At 57.2% G+C, this 20,221-nt stretch carries 15 protein-coding genes; 2 read left to right on the plus strand and 13 right to left on the minus strand.

Annotated features, from left to right (window positions below):
- The first annotated feature begins 120 nt into the window (after positions 1–120).
- Positions 121–2,313, plus strand: coding sequence for a TonB-dependent siderophore receptor (locus JWF83_RS21650; protein ID WP_413652572.1), 2,193 nt, complete (start codon positions 121–123; stop codon positions 2,311–2,313).
- A 75-nt stretch (positions 2,314–2,388) separates the two neighbouring features.
- Here JWF83_RS21650 and JWF83_RS21655 read toward each other — a convergent pair whose 3' ends face one another.
- Positions 2,389–3,831: an AMP nucleosidase gene (locus JWF83_RS21655; protein ID WP_413652574.1), complete on the minus strand. Its 1,443-nt coding sequence runs from the start codon at positions 3,829–3,831 to the stop codon at positions 2,389–2,391.
- Between the two features lie 253 nt (positions 3,832–4,084).
- Here JWF83_RS21655 and JWF83_RS21660 point away from each other — a divergent pair, with 253 nt between their 5' ends.
- Complete coding sequence (locus tag JWF83_RS21660; RefSeq protein WP_413652576.1) at positions 4,085–4,729, plus strand: aspartate/glutamate racemase family protein; 645 nt, start codon at positions 4,085–4,087, stop codon at positions 4,727–4,729.
- 41 nt (positions 4,730–4,770) lie between these two features.
- Here the strand turns inward: JWF83_RS21660 and JWF83_RS21665 are convergent, their stop codons facing one another.
- The 12 genes from JWF83_RS21665 to JWF83_RS21720 all read right to left on the minus strand — a co-directional run bounded on the left by JWF83_RS21665 (position 4,771) and on the right by JWF83_RS21720 (position 20,220).
- A complete protein-coding gene (locus JWF83_RS21665) occupies positions 4,771–6,339 on the minus strand; it encodes an ABC transporter substrate-binding protein (RefSeq protein ID WP_413652577.1) in 1,569 nt (522 codons plus the stop codon).
- 27 nt (positions 6,340–6,366) lie between these two features.
- Positions 6,367–7,458, minus strand: a complete 1,092-nt coding sequence (locus JWF83_RS21670) for a DUF917 domain-containing protein (RefSeq protein WP_413652579.1) — start codon at positions 7,456–7,458, stop codon at positions 6,367–6,369.
- 2 nt (positions 7,459–7,460) lie between these two features.
- Entirely contained in the window at positions 7,461–9,014 is a 1,554-nt protein-coding gene (locus JWF83_RS21675) for a hydantoinase/oxoprolinase N-terminal domain-containing protein (protein ID WP_413652581.1), read from the minus strand.
- Positions 9,015–9,023: 9 nt separating this feature from the next.
- Positions 9,024–10,706 carry a dipeptide ABC transporter ATP-binding protein gene (locus tag JWF83_RS21680; RefSeq protein ID WP_413652582.1) on the minus strand — a complete coding sequence of 561 codons (1,683 nt, stop codon included), beginning with the start codon at positions 10,704–10,706 and terminating at the stop codon, positions 9,024–9,026.
- Positions 10,707–10,708: 2 nt separating this feature from the next.
- Complete coding sequence (locus JWF83_RS21685; RefSeq protein ID WP_413652583.1) at positions 10,709–11,629, minus strand: ABC transporter permease; 921 nt, start codon at positions 11,627–11,629, stop codon at positions 10,709–10,711.
- A 4-nt stretch (positions 11,630–11,633) separates the two neighbouring features.
- A complete protein-coding gene (locus JWF83_RS21690; RefSeq protein ID WP_413652584.1) occupies positions 11,634–12,656 on the minus strand; it encodes an ABC transporter permease in 1,023 nt (340 codons plus the stop codon).
- A 249-nt stretch (positions 12,657–12,905) separates the two neighbouring features.
- Complete coding sequence (locus JWF83_RS21695) at positions 12,906–15,086, minus strand: helix-turn-helix transcriptional regulator (protein WP_413652585.1); 2,181 nt, start codon at positions 15,084–15,086, stop codon at positions 12,906–12,908.
- 15 nt (positions 15,087–15,101) lie between these two features.
- A complete protein-coding gene (locus JWF83_RS21700; protein ID WP_413652586.1) occupies positions 15,102–15,263 on the minus strand; it encodes a hypothetical protein in 162 nt (53 codons plus the stop codon).
- Between the two features lie 97 nt (positions 15,264–15,360).
- Positions 15,361–16,173 (minus strand): ABC transporter permease, encoded by an 813-nt coding sequence (locus JWF83_RS21705; protein ID WP_413652587.1) that lies wholly within the window; start codon positions 16,171–16,173, stop codon positions 15,361–15,363.
- Between the two features lie 15 nt (positions 16,174–16,188).
- On the minus strand, positions 16,189–17,457 hold the full coding sequence (locus JWF83_RS21710; RefSeq protein ID WP_413652588.1) for an ABC transporter permease: 1,269 nt from the start codon (positions 17,455–17,457) through the stop codon (positions 16,189–16,191).
- Positions 17,458–17,517: 60 nt separating this feature from the next.
- A complete protein-coding gene (locus JWF83_RS21715; protein WP_413652589.1) occupies positions 17,518–18,549 on the minus strand; it encodes a polyamine ABC transporter substrate-binding protein in 1,032 nt (343 codons plus the stop codon).
- A 213-nt stretch (positions 18,550–18,762) separates the two neighbouring features.
- Positions 18,763–20,220, minus strand: coding sequence for an NAD-dependent succinate-semialdehyde dehydrogenase (locus tag JWF83_RS21720; RefSeq protein ID WP_413652591.1), 1,458 nt, complete (start codon positions 20,218–20,220; stop codon positions 18,763–18,765).
- Position 20,221: the final 1 nt, after the last annotated feature.

The following is a 20,221-nucleotide window of genomic DNA, read 5'->3' on the forward strand; positions in this document are numbered from 1 at the left end:
GCCAGAGTTATTTTCCGTAGTGGCAAGGGTTTATAGCGGAAAACGAGGGAAAAGGTTCGTCGAAAAGTAGTGGACGGCGTGCCGGACGAAAGCAATAACAATACCGACAGGGATACCAGGATGTTTAACCGAATAAAAAAACCACAGATAAAATTCAGTGCATTAGGTGCCGACAGCGTGCGTCCGCGCCTGTTACTGGCTTCCACCTTAATGATAACGCCATGGGCGCCGGCGATGGCGGCTACGGAAGATACCCTGACGGTGACCGCCAGCGCACAGGAAAGCGTCACTTCGCCGCTCAAAGGCATAGTGGCAAAACAGAGCGCTGCCGGCACCAAGAGCGCCACCCCGTTGAGAAAAACGCCGCAGGCTATTTCGGTGATCACCCGTCAGCAAATGGACGACCAGGCGGCGCCGTCAGTGTCTGATGCGCTGAGCTACAGTAGCGGCGTCGTGACCAACTATCGCGGCAGCTCCAACCGCAACGATGAAGTGATCAGTCGCGGCTTCCGCTATGCGCCCAAGTTTCTTGATGGTCTGAGTTATGGTTTGTCAGGGCAGGGGGCTACCGCCGGTCAGGTTGACCCATGGTTGTTAGAGCGTGTGGAATTGGTGCACGGTCCGGCATCAGTACTTTATGGTCAGGTTAACCCCGGCGGGCTGATCAATATGACCAGCAAACGTCCGACGGCAGAAAGCATTCACCAGGTGAAATTCAGCAGCGGTAATCAGCATCTGGCTGAGGCGGCGTTTGATTTCGGCGGCGCTCTGAATGATGACTACAACCTGTTTTACCGGCTGAACGGGATTGCCAGCACCAAACATGAATTTGTCAGGAATGAGAAGCAGCAGCGCATGGCGATTGCTCCGGCGCTCACCTGGCTACCGAATGAAGCTACCAGCATCACGCTGTTAACCAGTTATAGCAACGAGCCGGAAGCAGGTTTCCGCAACTTCCTGCCTTATGACGGTACCGTGGCGCCGGTCAATGGCAATACTATCCCATACGACTTTAACGTCAGCGATCCGGGCTATCACCAGGCGCGCCGCGAACAGACCTCGGTGGGTTATATCTTTGAGCATAACTTTAATGACGGCGTCTCCTTCACGCAGAACATGCGCTACAGCAACATGAGCGAGTCGTATAAATACCTGGTGTATACCACCGGGGTTGATGGCGCGCCGACCACCATTGGTCGCCGTCCGCAACATGACAAAATCGAGTCCGAAGAGCTGGGGATAGATAACCAGCTGAAAGTACTGCTGGACACCGGCGAGGTAAAACACACGCTGCTGGCTGGTCTCGACTATAAGTGGAGTGATGTTGACAGCAAAATGTGGCTCGATCGCGGCGACCAGTACAATCTGGACTGGTTAAATCCGACCGGCGTCAGCGTTGATGAAAGTAGTATGAGTCTGGCGACCAGCACGCGTAAGAAGCTTGATCAGCTTGGCATCTATTTGCAGGATCAGCTGGAGTGGGATCAGTGGAATTTGCTGTTGTCAGGGCGTAATGACTGGGCCGAAGTGCGTACCCAGGATCGTACCGATGATAGCCAGACGCAGCAAAATGACAGTAAGTTTACCGGTCGCGCCGGACTGTTATATGCGTTTCACAATGGCATCTCGCCTTATATCAGTTACAGCACTTCGTTTGAGCCGAACCTGAATACGGGTGCGCCGGGTAGCGATCCGTTTAAACCGACTACCGGCGAGCAAACGGAAGTGGGGGTGAAGTATCAGCCGCCGGGTAGCGAAACGGTGGTTACCGTATCGGCATTTGATATCAAACAGCGGAACCTCAGCCAGTACAACAGTACGCTGGGTTATTATGAAGAGATTGGTGAAGTGCAATCGCAGGGGGTGGAGACGGAGATCCACAGTCAGCTGACGGCTGAAATTAATCTGATGGCGGCTTATACCTTTACCGACGCGGAAACCAAAAGCAGTAGCACCGTAGAGCAGATTGGCCATGCTCCCTCTTCGATTCCACGCCATGCCGCCTCCGCCTGGGGCAGCTACCGTTTCCATGATGGCGTGCTGAACGGGCTGACCTTCGGTAGCGGTGTACGTTATACCGGTACCGCCTGGGGTGACTCGGTTGGCGGCTTTAAAGTGCCGCATTACACCTTGTATGACCTGATGGCGAAGTATGAACTGGGTGAGGCTTCACCGGCCTTAAAAGGCACCACCTTGCAGTTTAATGTTAATAACCTGACTGATAAGCACTATGTTTCATCCTGCAGCAATACCACCGCCTGTTTCTATGGCAGTGGCCGCAGTATGGTGGCTTCGGTGAGTTATAGCTGGTAATGATGGCCCGGGCGGCAGCAATGCCGCTCCTGCTGGCGATATCGCGGGGGCGATTAATGGCCCCCGCATAACACACTAACGGAACGGCGGCTCATTAAAGGTACGCAGTTTACGCGAATGCAGGCGGTCGCCCTCAGCGCGCAGTAGATCAATGGCGCAGATACCGATTTGCAGATGCTCAGAGATTGCCCCTTCATAGAAACGATTGGCCTGTCCAGGCAACTTAATTTCACCATGCAGAGGTTTATCCGAGACGCAAAGCAGGGTGCCATAAGGTACGCGGAAGCGATAACCTTGGGCGGCGATGGTGGCGCTTTCCATATCTACCGCCACCGCGCGGCTCTGGTTAAAGCGTAGCGCCGAGGCGGAATAACGCAGCTCCCAGTTGCGATCGTCCGTGGTGACCACGGTGCCGGTACGCAGACGCTGCTTGACCTCTTCGCCAGGCATAGCGCTCACCATTTTGGTGGCGTCAAACAGTGCGCGCTGCACCTCGGCAATGCTTGGAATCGGAATATCCGGCGGCAGCACCGCATCCAGTACATGATCGTCGCGCAGATAGGCGTGAGCCAGCACATAGTCGCCAATATTCTGACTTTCGCGCAGGCCGCCGCAATGGCCGATCATCAGCCAGGCGTGCGGACGTAATACCGCCAGATGGTCGCAGATAGTTTTCGCATTGGACGGACCGACGCCAATATTGACCAGCGTAATCCCCTGGCCGTTTTCGGCAATCAGGTGCCAGGCGGGCATCTGATGATTTTTCCATGCCAGATCGGAAATGGTCTGCTGCGGATCGGAGGTTTCGGCAGTGATAACAATACTGCCGGCGCAGGAGAGCGCCTGATAAGGTGAACCGGCAGCGGCGATCTGCTCACAGGCCCAGCGTACAAACTCATCAACATAGCGGGTGTAATTGGTAAACAGTACCCATGACTGGAAGTGTTCCACCGGCGTACCGGTGTAGTGCTTCAGACGCGCCAGCGAAAAGTCACTGCGCAACGCATCGAAATGAGAGAGTGGGAAAGTCTCGCCCGCATGCAACAGGCCGTCGGCATTCTCATCGCCAATTTGTGACAGCTCGGTGGTTGGAAAGTGCTGGGCGATACCGGCGCTCATGGTGCGATCCAGGATCAGACCGGAACCATCAAGTACATAGGGGAATGGGATCTCCTGGCCGGAAGGATGCACTTCCAGCGTAATCGGGTATTCGCCGTTCAGCATCTCCAGCTGCTGCTGCAGATAGGCACGGAACAGCGCCGGACGGGTGACGGTAGTGGTGTAGCAACCGGCGCGGGTGAAACGGCCAAACGCGCGTGACAGACGGTGATCGGCGGCATTGCCGTGCCAGCTGACGCGGATTTCCGGGTAAACAAACAGACCGCCTGCGCGCAGCGCCGCATCCGGCAGGCTGCCATCGGCAATATAGCGGGTAATGGCCTCGCGCAGTGCGGAAACTGCCGCGTCGTACATTGATTCCAGCTTATCCAGTGCTTCGTCGACGGTAAGACCGTTCATATTCGCTCCTTATGCGGTTTTACGGTCAGTATACCACTGGTTGCTGATGGCGTTGATGACCACTGAATGACACGCTGATGGTTGTCGACAGTGGTAATGAGGAAAAAAAGCAGGTTCTCCCTGTACGCCGCACGGCATTAATCGTTATGTTATAGCGATTATACTTCAGGCTGGGGTTGAGCGCTTTGCCGCCTTGCCGCCGGCCAAATTATTCAGGGATGATTGCTATCCCGATTCGCAAAGGATCATCGTTATGTCGGCAAAAGTCGCAGTTATTCGGGTTGTCACTTCATCAGATCAGCAGTTCCTCAATATGCACCAGCAACTGATTGCCAGCGTTTGCCCCTCCGTGCAGCTGACCACCCGCTGCCTGGCGGATCAGCCGGACGGTATCCATGATGAAGCGACCTTAGCTCTGGCGGAACCAAAGTTACTGGCGCTCGGGCTGGCGTTTCAGCAACAGCAGTATGATGCGCTGGTGGTGAGCTGCGCCGCCGATCCGGCGGTTGCTCAGCTGCGTGAACAGCTGACTATTCCGGTGGTGGGGGCTGGCGAGTCCTGTTGTCGACAGGCGCTGGCGCACGGTAATCGGGTGGGGGCGATTGGCATTGAAGCCAGCGCACCGGCGATTTTTCATCAGCTGCTGGGGGATAAACTGGTGGCCTACCATCAGCCGGAGGGGGTGAATTGCACCCATGATATTCATACCGCAGCGGGCAAAGCGGCGATTATCGCTGCGGTGCTGGCCTGTGAGCGTGATGGCGCCGAAGTGATCGCGCTGGCCTGTACCGGTATGGCAACCACCGATGTGGCGGCGCTGGTCGCGCCCTATACCCGGCTGCCGGTGATTAATCCGGTGAAAGCGGCGGGTTATGCGCTGGCGGCGCTGGTTGCCTGACGGCTAACGGCTTCCCGCAGGAAGCCGTGGCTCAGAGGGGCTTATTCACAGGTCCAGTGATAGCGCGAGAAGTCATAGTAGAAGCTCTGCATCGGAATATAGGGCACCGGGCTCAGGCATTTATCGATGGCAAAACGGTAGCGGGTCATTTGCAGATAGACGTCGGACTGATCGTCAACCAGATATTGCTGCAACTGCTGATAGATGGCGTTACGTTTCGCTTCATCCAGTTCGTTCCGCGCATCATCGATCATTTTGTCGACCTGTTTATCGTTTATCCACGACATTGATGCCCAGCCGCCTGCGGATTTTGACGAATACTGATTATAAAACACCGAGTCTGGCGACGGATAGGTCGGACCGAAGAAGATCTGATTGACGTTGGGCGTGGTGGCCGGTTTACCGGCAATTTCCGTTACCCGGCTCCACGGGTCAGGCTGCAGCGTCACTTTAAAGCCGATGCTTTCCAGCGAGGCCTGCAACAACAGCGCCACCTCCTCTTCAAACTGGGTGCCGGAAACGTAACCCAGCACCAGCGGAATATTTTTCTGTCCGGCATATTTGGATTTGGCGACATACCCGGCCGCCAGTTTCATATCCAGCTGCTGTGGCTTCAGAGTGTCGAGGTGGGCGCCTTTAAACAGGCTGGAGAGCGGGCCGCTGGCCGCATCCCCCGGATGCAGCTGAGTGTTGATGGTCTCATAATCCACCGCGGCGGCAATCGCTTTACGAATATTGAGATCGTCGGTTGGCGCCCGCTGATGGTTCAGCTTCAGATAATAGCCGGTGCCGGTGGACATGGTCTGTATCTGATAAGCCGGTAATTTTGCCAGCGCGCTCAGTGTCTCCTCACTCTGATAGACGCTGGTCAGCTGCAGTTCGCCTTTATTCGCCAGCGCCTTCACGGTTGACTCATCAGAGGTGGTCAGCAGACGTACCTTTTCCAGCGGATGTTCGGGAAAACCGCCGGCATAAGCGGCAAAGCGCTCCAGCATCATACTGCTGCCGCGCTGCCAGCCGGCCAGCCGGTAAGGCCCGGAGCCAATCGCATGGCTGTTGATATACTCTTCCGCCCAGCCGCCTTTATCCTGATTTTTTTCGGCCAGCGTGCTGTTCAGCACAAACAGCAGCGGCGTGGTGGCCAGAAAGGTGGATGAGGGTTTTAACAGGGTAAACTGTACGCTGTGGCTATCCGTCGCGCTGACCGAATCGGCGTTAATGGTACCGCTGAAAAAGTGCGACGGGCCGAGGTTTAACGCCAGCAGGCGTTTGACGGTCCACACCACATCTTTCGCCGTAACCGGCGTGCCATCCTGGAAGGTGGCGTCCTTTTTCAGGGTAAAGGTGACCACTTTACCGTCGGCAGAGGTTTTCCATGATTCTGCCAGCCGCGGCAGAATCTCGCCATTGGGTCCGACATTGGTCAGACCATCATATAAATTCACTACCGCCATATATTCGGTGTAATCGGTCATTTTCGCCGGGTCGATGGTACCGATATTCTGCACCAGATTCATGGTGGCCATTTCCGGGTGGGCGGCATAAGCCGCAGGCATCAGCAGGGCAGCAGTCACTGACAGGGCAAGGCAACCGCGGGTAAATCTGTTCATTCTGGCTCCTGGGCGTGAAAAAGAAAATTAAGGTTTAACCGGCGGTTCGGCCAGTGGCTGGTACACCACATCCGGATAGCCAAACGCTTCCGGTCCGATAACCCGCAGTGCGGTTTCTGTCCGTAGCAGTGGGTGGCATGGCAGGCCCAACACACTGATTTTCTGACCATAACGCAATACTTCGGTAGTGATGGCATGGCCGGTTTCAAGGTCGAGGATCACAATCAGATCCGGCACGCAGCAACGCACCTCGCCGTTATGTCGAAAAATCAGGTTTTCGTTCTGGATATCCACCGTCGCGTTATCGCCGCTAAAGCGGTTAACGCCCGCAACCTGCAATTTGCCGCGGGTAAAACCCGCCTTCATGGAACGTTCCAGATCGACAATCTTGCCTTCGAACAGTACGCAACCACTTTCGCGGCGGCAAATCTCGGCGATCGGGTCACGATTTTCGCGATTGGCATCCAGTACCGCGTAGCCCAGCGTCATGGCCTGCGTAATGGTGCCCGGCACGGAGAAACGTTTCACAAAGCTGCCCGCCATTGGCGCTTCGGCAATCCCCGCGGTACCGCCCATTTGCACTACGCAGGCGCGCGCCAGACGCTCCAGCCACACTTCGCCCGTCAGATGGGTAAACAGCACGGTATTGCCATGGGAATCGGACATCGCCGCGGGGGCGCTCTGATGACCGTAAATACTGAAGGTGGTCATCTGCATTTCCGGGAAGGCACGCCCCATACCGTCGGCATCGACAATCGGCAGGCCGAGTTGCGCGGCGGTCAGCATGGGTTTCATACTGTTGGCGCCGCCAATTTCCGAGGAGATCAGCGCATCGACTTTGCGGCCGGTTTCCCGTTCCAGCGCCTGCACTGCGCGACACAGTTCTTCGCCCTGATAGATTTTTTCTACCGAAACCGCCGGCGCGCCGATCCCGCCGAGCGACACCACCCAGGCGTCGTCATCCAGTTCATCAAGGGAAATAACGTCAACCACGCCCCCTTTTTTCATCTGTTCCATTAGCTGCAACTTACCGTAGTAGGGGTTGCCGCCGCCGCCGGTGCCTAAAATCGCCGCGCCGACCTCAATCGCTGCAATATCCCTGATGGTTAAACGCTTCATGGTTATAGCTCCAAATCGCCAACAACTTTTAAACGGATACGGGTGGCATTCCCGGGCAGATAAGCCAGCGGAACATCTTCTTTATCAATCAGTTTGATGCTGTCGGCGCGGGCGCCGGCCTCAATGGCGCGCGCGGTTGCCGCCGCCTGCGCTTCGGCAATCGCCTGCTCGCGGGTGATATTTTCCAGACTGTAGATTTTGTCCACCTCGCCGCTGACCTGGGCGATAGCGGCGCCAACGGCGTTTGCCACCGAATAGTGGTGCGGGCGCAGCGTCTCAAGGCCGCCGATGGCAGGCCCGAGCAGTACGCTGCCGCCGCCCACCACAATCACTGGCAACGGTAACGAGGACAACCGGGTTTTCTCGACACAATCCTGCACAATCTGATCCATCACCTGGGCCGCCTGGCGCAGAAATTGCGGGGTCAGGGAGGCGACGGCGGCCGGGTCGCCAAAGCTGGCGCGACCAAGAGCGACGGCAATATCACTGGCGGTTAAGATGTCACCGCCAAATACTCTGGCGTCATGACTGATGCGATAGCCGACACTGTCAGGACCGATGGCGACGTCATTTTCATCACCACGCACCAGGCTGCCGCCGCCAAGGCCGACGCTGAGCATATCCGGCATGCGGAAATTGGTGCGCACGCCGCCGATATTGACGGTCGTGGCGGACTGGCGCGGAAAACCTTTCTGCAACAGACCAACATCGGTGGTGGTGCCGCCGACATCCACCACAATCGCGTCCTGAAAACCGGATAAAAAGGCCGCGCCGCGCATGGAGTTGGTTGGACCGCTGGCAAAGGTCAGTACCGGGAAACGGCGGACAAAATCGGCATTCATCAGGGTGCCGTCGTTCTGGGTGATAAAGAACGGGCAGTCGAGCTGGCATTCGCGCAGAGCCTGCGCAAAGGCGTTAACGGTTTTGCTGCTCAACTGCCGCAGGCTGGCGTTAAGGATGGCGGCATTTTCCCGCTCCAGCAGGCCGACGCGGCCAACTTCGGATGCCATGACCACATCACATTGCGGGTAGTACTGCTGCAGCAGTTCACTGGCGCGGCGTTCCATACTGTCGTTGACCGGACTGAACACCGAGTTCACCACGGCGCAAACAATGCCTTTTTGCTGTAATTCCGCCGCGATGCGGATCACCGCCTCTTCATCCAGCGGATTGATTTCCCGCCCGTCAAACTCATAGCCACCTTTAATCAGGTAACTGGCATCGCCAATCATTGATTTGATATCTTCCGGCCAGTCGGCCATCGGCGGGATACTGGCGGTGGCGGGCAGGCCGATACGGATAATACCGGTGCGCACCAGGTGCTTACGTTCGATCACCGCATTGGTAAAATGGGTGGTGCCGATCATCACGCCGGAAATATGCTGGCTGGCAATTCCTGACTGCGCCAGCACCTGCTCTAAGGCGCCGCGTACACCGCCGGTGACGTCTTCGCTGGTAGAGACCTTGACGGCGGCCAGCACTTCACGTCCGTTCATGATCACGGCATCGGTGTTGGTGCCGCCGACATCAATGCCAATGCGATAGCTGGGTTGCATTCTGACTCCTTAATTATGATGAAAACGTTCCGCTGCGGCCGGATGAGCGGATAGTGGTTTTTGCCGTTCCTCTTCCTCAGTTAATACCGGGATAGCCTGTAACAGCGCCTGGGTGTAAGCGTGCTGTGGGGCGAGAAACACCCGATCGGTGGCGCCGGACTCCACCAGCTCGCCTTTCAGCATGACCGCTACGTGATTGCAGAAATTACGCATCAGGCTGAGATCGTGAGAAATAAACAGATAGGTCAGGCCGAGTTCCTGTTGCAGGCGCTGTAGCAGGGTAATCACGCTGAACTGCACCGAGACATCCAGCGCCGAGGTCGGCTCATCCAGTACCAGCACTTCCGGTTCCGCCGCCAGCGCGCGGGCGATGGCTACCCGCTGTTTCTGGCCGCCGGAAAGATTATTGGGATACAGGTCGGCGTACTCTGGCGGCAGTTCAACCTGCCGGAGAAGCTGGTGTACGCGTGGGGTTAAATCGCCCTGATAGCCGCAGAGATATTTCAGCGGTACGCGCAGGGCATCACCGACCGTGCGTTTGGGGTTGAGCGACATCGCCGGATTCTGATGGACCAGCTGGATTTTTTTACTCATGGCGCGGCTGCCGTAGGTGACCGGCTGCCCGTCGAGAGTGATGCTGCCTGCCGACAGCGGCAACAGCCCCATCACTGCCCGCGCCAGGGTGGTTTTGCCGGAGCCGGACTCACCGGCCAGCCCGAAGATATCGCCGCGCTGAATGCGCAGCGACACGTGGTTCACCGCCAGCACCGCCGCCGCCGGTTTTCGCAGCCAGCGTGGTTGCTGGCCGAAGCGTTTGACGGCGTCGCTGATATCGATGCACAGTTCGCCGCGCGGCAATACCGGCGCCCGCACCTCATCGCCATACAACCGGGGAACCGCGTGGAATAAACGCCGGGTATAGGGGTGATGCGGGTGCGAACACAAGGCAGCGGCGCTGGTATGTTCAACAATGCGTCCCTGCTGCATCACATAAACCCGGTCGGCGCACTGCCGCACCACGCCGAGATTGTGGGTGATCAACAGTAACGCCAGTTGTTCTTCATCCACCAGGCGATTAATCAGCGTATTGATCTCCGCCTGGGTGGTGACATCCAGCGCCGTGCCAGGTTCGTCGGCAATCAGAATGCGTGTCGGATGCAGCAGCGCCATGGCAATCAGCACCCGCTGGCGCATACCGCCGGAAAGTTGCCATGGGTAGGCCTGAAACACCCGCTGTGGATCGCTTAGCCGTACCTTGCGCAGCACCGCATCAATATGCTGGCGGCGCTGCGTCTGGCTCATGCGTATTCCCTGTTGGCGCGCCACAAAGCGCATCACATCGTCGAGATGGGTGCCAATACGGAATACCGGGTTAAATGAGGTCAGCGGATCCTGCTGAATCATCGACATCTTGCTGCCTTTCAGCGCTTCACGGGCCGCCGCCGGCAGGGTCAGTAACGATTGCCCCTCCAGACGGATATCGCCGGAGAGGATGCGGGCCGCCGCCGGCAGGGTGCCAATCAGTGCCTTACCGGTAACGGATTTACCGGAGCCGGATTCACCAATCAGCGCCACCCGTTCGCCAGCCGCCAGCGTCAGGGACACCTCATGCAGCACCTGATATTGCTGGCCATAACGCTGAAAACTGAGACTGAGACGATCAATTTCCAGCAGCGGGGCGCAGATCGCCATGGTTATACCTCAACGTCGAAGAAGTCGCGCAGGCCATCGCCCAGCAGGTTAAAACCGAGAATGGCAAACAGAATCGCCATCCCCGGCATCATCGATTCCCACCAGTATTCTGGCAGATAGTTGGCCCCGGTCGATACCATGGTGCCGAGATCGGGAGTTGGCGGCTGCACCCCCAGCCCGAGGAAACTCAGGGTGGCGCCAAACAGGATCACAAAGCCGGCATCAAGGGTGGTTTTCACCGTAATGGCGGCGATACAGTTAGGCAGGATCTCATGGCGGATAATGTGCCAGTGGCTGGCGCCGGAGAGTTTCGCCGCCTCAATGTAATCTTCCGTGACAATGCTTTTCGCCAGGCGATAAACCAGACGGCAGTGCCAGTTCCACCATAAAAATGAGATGGCGAACATGGCGTTGATCAGGCTGGGTTCCAGTACTGTGGTAATCGCCAGCGCCAGCACCAGCGGCGGCACCGCCAGCAGCATATCGTTAAGGCGCATAATGATGGTTTCAGTCAGTCCGGCGAACCAGGCCGCCAGAATGCCCAGCGCCACGCCAATCGGCACCGCGATACCCAGTACGCCTGCCACCAGTAGCAGCGCCACGCGATAGCCATACATCACTCGCGTCAGGATATCGCGTCCCACATTGTCAGTGCCCATCCAGTGCGCCATCGAAGGGGGTTTATGCCGCTGCATAAAGTTGACGTAACTGCCGACATGCTCCGGATACGGCACCAGCCAGGGCGCCGCCAGGGCGGCAAACAGCACCAGTACGATCATCACCAGTCCCAGCACGGCGATCGGGTTGCGACTAAAACGGAACCATGCCCGGGCGTGGCGTCCGGGGCCACTGATGTCGCCAGCGGACAGAAACTCTTGCAGGCCATTGGGCAGCGCGGAGGGGGAATGAGGAGTCTCAGCCATAGCGTTAAACACCTTTATATTTCAGACGTGGATCGACCAGGCTCACCACAAAGTCAATTAACAGGTTGGCGACAATAAAGAACACCCCCGATACCAGCACCACGCCCATCACCGCATTGAAATCTTTACTTAAAATGGCGCGGATACCGTAGCTGGCCATTCCCGGCCAGGAGAAAACCATTTCGACAATAAACGCGTTGCCGATCAGTGAAGCGAACTCCAGCCCGAGAATGGTCAGCGGTGCGGAAGCGCTGAGGCGCAACAGGTATTTGCCATAGATTTTGCTTTTTGAGACGCCGCAGGCGCGCAGCGTTTCGACGTGGTCACGATGGCTGAATTCAATCATGCTGGAACGGGTGATGCGCATCACCTGACCGATACCGGCGGCGGCGAGAGCAAACCCCGGCAGCACCAGGTGTTTAGCGGCGTCGCTGAACACCTCCCAGCGTCTGGCCAGCAGGCTATCCACTAACAGTAATCCGCTGACTCTGGCATCAAAGTGCAGGCCGCTGCTAAGGCGTTCGGTGACCGGCAGAGCAAACCAGTTCAGGCTGGCAAGTAATTGCAGGATCAGCGCCAGCAGGAAAGCGGGCGTCACCACGCCGAGTAGCGACAGTATGCGTGAGAGCTGATCAAACCAGCCATTTTGTTGCCACGCGGCGAGTACCCCGAGCGGGATGGCGATCAGCATCATCAATAGCAGAGTGAACAGCACCAGCTCCAGCGTCGCCGGTAACGCCTGACGGATATCCAGCGCAACGCTGCGACCGGTCAGCAGTGACTGACCAAAATCACCGTGCAACACGCCGCCGATATAGCGCAGGTACTGCTCAGGGGCGGGTTTATCCAGTCCCATTTTACTGCGTAGGTCGCTGATTTGCTGTTCGCTGGCCAGCGGGCCAAGCGCAATACGCGCCGGATCGCCGGGGACCAGTCGCGCCACAGAAAAGATAATCGCCGACAGACCAAACAGAATCAGCAGCAGGCGACCAAGACGCTGACTCAGATAGCGCAACTCTCTCATCATCACTCCCTGAATTAACCGGGGTTGGCATTCAATCTGTTTAGTTAACAGGCAATCAGCCTGCTGAAACAATCACCAGGATGGGTAGTTTGAGGGTTGATACGGGTAGGGTGGTCGGCAGGTTTTTTAGCGCCGGGTTTATCCGGTTGCGCCAGCAAAAGCGCTAATGGTGATGGCGATCGCCAGAAGCCGTCAGCCGCATGGCAAGCGGCGCTGATATGACGGCGGGTAGTTTTTTCTGCAAACGGGTAGTCAGGCGGACAGGTCGTCAGCCTGCTGTTGTAATCGCTCGATCAGCTGACTGCGTTTAGTTACCGCGAAATAGCGGAACAGCGCTTTCAGATGGAATTTAACCGTATTCTCACTAATGCCGCTGAGGTTGGCGATCTGTTTATTGGACAGCCCCTCGCTGAGCCGTTGCAGGATCAGCCACTGTTTCGTGGTTAACCCCGGCGGGATTACCGTTTTTTCACTGAGGGTGACTGGGGTTTGCCTCTGCAGGCGCTGCACCAGATCGGCGCCGGCGATGGTGCGGCGCGGGTCGGCAGAGAGCTGTTCCCACACTTCCGCCACCGTATTGCGCTCCAGCAGCAACGGCAGATTAAGGCCGGTGTATTGCGCCTCATTTACCAGCAGCAGCCAGCATTCCCGCAGTTTATCGGTTTGCTGAGTGATGACATAAAAGCGTGCCTGTAGTAGCCGTTGCAGCTGTATTTCCACTGCCGTCAGGCGCGATTCAGCGACAAACTCAGGCGATTTTATGCCCCGGCTGTGGTGGCGTTGCGCCAGCAGCGCCACCTCTGCACGTAGCGTCAGCCAGTGACTGAAGCGCTGCGCCAGCGGCGCATGGGCCGGTATTTTCAGTTGTAACAGACACTGATGCGCTTCACGCCACTGCCCGCCTTCCTGCTTCAGAAACAGCTCATACAGGACCAACAGGCTGTCATCCGCCGCCGGAAAACTGACGGCATAGCGGGTGCGTAAATCCTGTAATGTCATCCATGCTGCGGGTAGCCCCTCTTTCAGGTAGCAGACCAGCAGACTCAGCCAGCTAAATTCGGCCATTAGCTCCGGCCAGCACTCCAGTCCGTCCATCGCCATGCGCACGTGGCGCCATTGCTGCGCCGCCTCGTCAATATCGCCGCTGTGGAGCGCCAGCAGGCTTTTCCCCAGCGCGATAAACGCCCGTTCACAGGTCAGGGACTGGCGAAAAGGGACACGCTGCAGACAGTTTTCCGCCAGGGCAATTTGCTGGCGTGCCTGCGGCAATGCTCCCTGATGGCAGGCCAGACGGCATAAGTGAAAATGAGCGAAAAAGCAGAGATAATCGGCAGAGGCCTGGCGATATCCCGCCAGGCTGATATGGCAGCATACCCTGGCCTGCTGCCACTCACCGCGCGTCATATGTGCAATGGCTAATTTGTTATGCAGCGAGGCGCAGGCCAGCGGTTCATCCGCCAGCAGCGGCGCCAGACTGCGCATGCTATCAAGGGTGGCGTCGCTGTAGTTTTCACTCTGATAGGACATCAGGGTCAGCTGCATCAGACGCATCAGCGCTTTTTGTCGCCGGTTAAGGTTACCAAGATGAAACAGCGCGCTATTATTACAGAAGGCGCGCGCCGCCATCAGTTCGCCGGCTTTCAGTAACTCTTCTATCCGCGCCCATGCCAGCGAGGTTTCCTGCGCCACACTGGCGGCCGGGAAACTTTGCAGAATATTCTTCAGCTCACTGAAACCATGCAGATGACCATATAAGCCGCTGCCACTCTGGTGAAACCAGTTCAGCGCCAGATCGACATTATTCGACTGCGCGGCGGTGATAATCGCCTGAAAGCGGCGCTGCTGCTGCCATAAATCCTGGGCTACCAGTCGCATCGCACCCTGATACAGCGAGCGCTCTTCCGCCGCCAGCGCGACCAGCGCCTGGCGTAAAGGCGCATTGCCGAGGTGCAGGCGGTTTTCATTATCGCAGTAGATGAGGGGGAGCAGACTGCCGATCGCCAGGCCGTCAAGGTGGTGTTTCTGCATGGTCAGTGACGGCGAGAGCGCCAGCGCCAGCAGGATACGTTGCAGGCGCAACGGCAGTAGGCTGATAATGCGCGCGGCAATAAAATCCTGCCAGCTGCGGCGAAACAGCGGTTGCGTCAGGCGGTCATAGTTCGCCACCAGCACCGGCCAGCCACCGGTATCCGCCAGGCAGCGCTCCGGATGTTCAATCCCCAGCGCCATGATCTCATCCAGTGAAAACAGCAGGCGGGATTGCTCCACCACGCTGATCTCCTGATAGACCATCCCTTCCACCAGCCAGTCATGCTGTACCTGCCAGTCAACGGTGAGAAACAGGCGTTGCTGACGCGCTTTCAGTTGCGGCAACAGGCGTACCGCATCCTGATATTGCTGCTTCAGTGAGCAACTGCCGGGATCCCAGAACAAATCCTGCCCCTGCGGCTAGGCCTGTGGGTCGGGCAGTTGTTCGCTGACCACACTGTGACAAAATTCCGCCAGTTGCTGCAGCACCACGCTTTTGCCCATTCCCGCCACTCCCATCAGGGCCACAATCGGCGAGGAGAGGGTACTGAGGTAGTGGATCAATGCCGGGCGTTGCCACATATCACATTTCCGGAAGGCGTTAAAAACCAGGGTAATCCTATTGATAACGCAGAAAAATGTTTCTGGCAACCGCTATAGCAGCGTGATCTGTTCCGCGCTAGCTGCGCAGCCGCTCACTGCGGCGGCGTAACACTTCCATTACGATTAACAGTATCAGCGACGCGCCAATCATTAAACTGGCGGCGGCGGCGATGGTCGGATCGAGGTTTTCCCGGATGCCGGCAAACATCTGGATCGGCAGCGTGCGCTGGCGCGGGCTGGCAAGAAACAGTGTGATCACCACTTCATCAAACGAGGCGGCAAAGGCGAATAGCGCGCCGGAAAATACCCCCGGGGCGATCAGCGGCAGGGTGATTTTACGAAATACCAGCAGTGGGTTAGCGCCGAGGTTGGCTGCCGCACGCGACAGATTGGTATCGTAATTTTTCAGTACCGCCGTGACGGTGATCACCACAAAGGGGACGCCGATCAGCGCATGCGCCAGCACCAGGCCGAGATAGCTGTTCAGCAGCGACAGGCGGGCAAAGAAAAAGAACATGCCAACCGCAATAATCACCACCGGCGCCACCATTGGCGAAATGATAATCGCCATCACCAGACCTTTACCGCGAAACTCGCCGCGCACCAGCCCCATGGATGCCAGCACGCCGAGCACCGTGGCCAGCAGGGTGGCAAGCGGGGCGATGAGCAGACTGTTGCCCAGCGACGCCAGCCACTCCTGCGAATGAAAAAAGGTCTGATACCAGCGCAGGGAAAAACCACTTAGCGGATAACTGAGAAAGGATCCGGCATTAAACGACAGCGGGACGATCACCAGAATCGGCACGATAAGAAAAAGCAGAATTGCCGCGCCATAAAAATTAAAGGCATATTTCCACAGGCGTAACAGTTGCGAGCCATGTTGTTTCATTGTGCTTCTCCCTGATTAATGACGCGCTGCTTCGGCAGAAGTGCGGGTTACACGGGTATACAGGATATACAGCAGGATCACGATAATCAGCAGCTGAGTGCCTAACGCGGCGGCCATACCCCAGTTCATGGTGGTATTGGTAAAGAAGGCGACAAAGTAACTGACCATCTGATCGTCCGGACCGCCGAGCAGCGCCGGTGTGACGTAATAGCCAATCGCCATCATAAACACCAGCAGCGCGCCGGCGGTGACCCCGGCATAAGTCTGCGGAACATATACCCGCCAGAAGGCGCTGAACGGATGGGCGCCGAGCGAGATGGCCGCGCGCACATAGTTCGGTGAGATGCCTTTCATTACCGCATACAGCGGCAGAACAATAAACGGCAATAAAATATGGGTCATTGAGATATAGACCCCGACACGGTTAAACACCAGCGTCAGCGGATGATCGATAATCCCCAATCCCTGTAGCGCGCTGTTAATCAGGCCACCGGACTGTAGCAATACAATCCAGCTGGCGGTACGCACAATCAGCGACGTCCAGAATGGCAGCAGCACCATAATCATCAGCAGATTGGCGCGGCCGATCGGCTGTTTGGCTAACCAGTAAGCCAGCGGATAACCGAGCAGTACGCACAGCAGGGTGACCACCGTCGCCATCCACAGGGTACGCAGCAGCACATTAAAATAGAGCGCCTGGTCGGCCGGTAGTTTTTCAATTTTGCCGCTGTCGATAGCCACTTTGCGATCAAATACCGACAATAAATAGTATGGCGTGATGCTGGCTGAGGCGCGTTGCAGCGTCTGCCAGGTACTCAGTTTTCCCCAGTCGGGCAGGGCGGCGATTAAGGTCTCTTTTACCGCTGCGTCTTCTTTGGGAACCAGGCGTGGCGTGGCGGTGATCAGGCGGCGGAAGCTGCTGTTTTCATAGCTCATACGCTTGGCGACGACGGCGATTTGACCGCGCTCGCGTGCGGCGACCAGTTCCTTGCCCATGGTGGCAAACAGGGCTTCATCCGGCAGTTGGTGACCGTCCCACTGTTGCAGAGCCGCCACGGTATTCGGCAGGGCGCCAGAGATTTCCGGGTTTTGCACGCTTTTACTGAGAATAGCGCCAATCGGGAATAAAAAGCAGACGACGACAAAAGCCAGTAACGGGGCGATAAGCCACAGTGAGCGGCGTGTTTTGGCGGCATCGACTTTGCGCAACCGCTGGTTCAGGGTCGGACCGTCGGTATGGGGGGCATTGCTGATGGCGGTATCCATCACAGGGTTCTGGCTCAATGGCTGGCTCCTTCACGCGATATATCGGGATAACGCGGCCGGTTAAGGCCGCGTTAGAGGTTATTTCGCCGCCCAGGCGTTAAAACGTTGTTCAAGATCTTCACCGTGTTCGATCCAGAACTCGGTATTTACTTGCAAAGATACTGCCAGGTTTTCCGGCGCGGTCGGCAGATTTTTCAGAATGCCGGCGTCAATCAGCGGAGTGGCGTTTTTATTGGTTGGACCGTAAGGAATATTTTCAGCAAATACTTTCTGATTTTCCGGTTTATTGGCAAAGGCAATAAAGTCTTCCGCCAGCGCTTTATGTTTGGAGCCTTTCACAATCGCCCAGCTATCGAGGTCGGCAAGGCTGTTATTCCAGACGACCCGGAAGTCATGCCCCTCTTTCTGCGCGGCGCTGATACGGCCGTTATACGCGGTGGTCATCACCACATCGCCGGAAACCATCCACTGCAGCGGCTGAGCGCCGGATTCCCACCACTGGATATATGGCTTCAGCTGATCCAGTTTCTTAAAGGCGCGTTCAACACCAGCCGGTGTCGCCAGTACTTTATAGACATCTTCGCGTTTCACGCCATCGGCCATCAGTGCGATCTCCATGGTCAGCTTGGCGCTTTTACGCATCGCGCGTTTGCCCGGAAAATCTTTCACGTTCCAGAAATCGGTCCAGTCGGTGGGCGCTTTCTTCAGTTTGCTGGCATCGTAGGTCAGCACCGTGGACCACAGGAAGATCCCGGCGCCACACTCGCCGACGATGGTGCCCGGCACAAAATCGTTCTTATTACCCAGTTTGTTCCAGTCAAGGGTTTCATACAGCCCTTCGTCACAGCCACGCACCAGTTCCGAGGTTTCGACTTCCACGATATCCCAGCCGACCTGACCGGTTTCCACCATGGCACGGATGCGCGCCATTTCACCGTTATATTCTCCGGACTCGATCGCCCCTTTACCTGCGGCGGTGAAAGGTTTGTAGAACGCTTTATCCTGCGCGTCTTTATTCAGGCCGCCAAAAGAGATGACGGTAAGGGTTTCCGCGTGGGCGGCGAAGGTCATTGCGGCCAATACGCTGAGGGCGATTAGTTTCTTATACATGCTGTGACTCCTTGATAACTCGGTAAATTGTGAAATAAAAGATGCCCAAAAAAATGTCGTGAACATTGCGATGCATCATGCATTACATCTGTTTTTTTATTGCATACTTCATGTGCATCATTCATGCCATATTCATCCTGCGGCAGAATGCCCATTCCCCGGGTTAACAGGCGGGCGCCGCCGCTTTCGCTGCCGCGACCCGCCACAGCACATCTACGCCTGTCCGGTTTCAATGCACAGGTACTTCATTTCCAGATACTCATCGAGGCCGAAGCGCGAACCTTCACGTCCCAGACCCGACTGTTTGACGCCGCCAAACGGCGATACTTCATTGGAGATCAGACCGGTATTCAGCCCGACCATGCCATATTCCAGCGCTTCCGGTACCCGCCACTGGCGGCCAGCATCACGGGTATAGACATAGGCGGCAAGACCAAACTCGGTGTCATTGGCCAGGGCGATCGCTTCCGCTTCATCACTGAAGCTGAACAGCGGAGCCACCGGACCAAAGGTCTCTTCGCGGGCAAAACGCATATCAGGTGTAACATCCGCCACGATGGTCGGCTGGAAAAAGGTGCCGCCCAGCGCATGTGATTCACCACCGGTGAGCAGGGTGGCGCCTTTTGCCAGGGCATCCGCGATATGCTCGCGTACCTTGGCCACCGCTGCCTGGTCAATCAACGGCCCCTGGGTGACCCCCGGTAGCAGCGCATCACCGACCACCAGCTTTTCTACCGCCTCAACCAGACGCTGTTTGATCAGCGGGTAGATACCCTGCTGGATGTAGATGCGGTTGGCGCAGACACAGGTCTGGCCGCTGTTACGGAACTTTGATGCCATGATGCCGGCGACGGCAGCTTGTGGATCGGCATCATCAAAGATAATAAAAGGCGCATTGCCGCCCAGTTCCAGTGACAGCTTCTTCACCGTGCCGGAACACTGCGCCATTAACAGACGGCCAACTTCAGTCGAGCCGGTAAAACTTAACTTGCGCACCACCGGGCTGTCGCACAGCACTTTACCCACCTGCTGCGCCGAGCCGGTGATCACCTGAAACACCCCGGCGGGCAGTCCGGCCTGCTGGCCTAACTCCGCCAGCGCCAGCGCGGTAAACGGCGTTTGTTCCGCCGGCTTCAGTACCATGGTGCATCCGGCGGCCAGCGCCGGGCCGGCCTTGCGGGTGATCATCGCTGCCGGGAAGTTCCACGGTGTAATCGCTGCACAGACGCCAATCGGCTGTTTCAGTACCAGCAGCCGCTGACTGGCTTGTGGTGACGACAGCACCTGACCTTCGACCCGTTTGGCTTCTTCGGCAAACCAGCTAATAAAGGAGGTGGCATAGGTGATTTCACCCAGCGCTTCCGCCAGCGGTTTGCCCTGTTCGGCACAAAGAATATGCGCCAGCTCTTCGCGGTGGGCGGTCATCAGATCGGCCCAGCGCATTAATACTGCGGCACGCGCCTTACCGGTTTGCGCGCGCCAGCTGACCAGAGCACTTTCCGCCGCGACAATTGCCGCCGCGGTTTGTGCCGCGCTGACCTGAGGCACGCTGCCAAGCGGCTGGCCGCTGGCCGGGTTGTAAATGGTTTCCCGTTCGCCGTTGTCGGCATCACACCACTGGCCGTTAATCAGGCACTGCTGGCGAAACAGGGGAGATTGGCTAACTTGCATC

It is taken from the genome of Pantoea sp. B65 (genome assembly GCF_047308185.1).
Classification (GTDB): domain Bacteria; phylum Pseudomonadota; class Gammaproteobacteria; order Enterobacterales; family Enterobacteriaceae; genus Erwinia.

Bases quoted from the DNA above. Each gene is read 5' to 3' on its own strand.
- JWF83_RS21700 (WP_413652586.1), bottom strand. From the start codon at position 15,263: ATGTGGCAACGCCCGGCATTGATCCACTACCTCAGTACCCTCTCCTCG.
- JWF83_RS21715 (WP_413652589.1), bottom strand. From the start codon at position 18,549: ATGTATAAGAAACTAATCGCCCTCAGCGTATTGGCCGCAATGACCTTC.
- JWF83_RS21690 (WP_413652584.1), bottom strand. From the start codon at position 12,656: ATGATGAGAGAGTTGCGCTATCTGAGTCAGCGTCTTGGTCGCCTGCTG.
- JWF83_RS21680 (WP_413652582.1), bottom strand. From the start codon at position 10,706: ATGGCGATCTGCGCCCCGCTGCTGGAAATTGATCGTCTCAGTCTCAGT.
- JWF83_RS21720 (WP_413652591.1), bottom strand. From the start codon at position 20,220: ATGCAAGTTAGCCAATCTCCCCTGTTTCGCCAGCAGTGCCTGATTAAC.
- JWF83_RS21660 (WP_413652576.1), top strand. From the start codon at position 4,085: ATGTCGGCAAAAGTCGCAGTTATTCGGGTTGTCACTTCATCAGATCAG.
- JWF83_RS21670 (WP_413652579.1), bottom strand. From the start codon at position 7,458: ATGAAGCGTTTAACCATCAGGGATATTGCAGCGATTGAGGTCGGCGCG.
- JWF83_RS21685 (WP_413652583.1), bottom strand. From the start codon at position 11,629: ATGGCTGAGACTCCTCATTCCCCCTCCGCGCTGCCCAATGGCCTGCAA.
- JWF83_RS21705 (WP_413652587.1), bottom strand. From the start codon at position 16,173: ATGAAACAACATGGCTCGCAACTGTTACGCCTGTGGAAATATGCCTTT.
- JWF83_RS21650 (WP_413652572.1), top strand. From the start codon at position 121: ATGTTTAACCGAATAAAAAAACCACAGATAAAATTCAGTGCATTAGGT.
- JWF83_RS21665 (WP_413652577.1), bottom strand. From the start codon at position 6,339: ATGAACAGATTTACCCGCGGTTGCCTTGCCCTGTCAGTGACTGCTGCC.
- JWF83_RS21655 (WP_413652574.1), bottom strand. From the start codon at position 3,831: ATGAACGGTCTTACCGTCGACGAAGCACTGGATAAGCTGGAATCAATG.
- JWF83_RS21675 (WP_413652581.1), bottom strand. From the start codon at position 9,014: ATGCAACCCAGCTATCGCATTGGCATTGATGTCGGCGGCACCAACACC.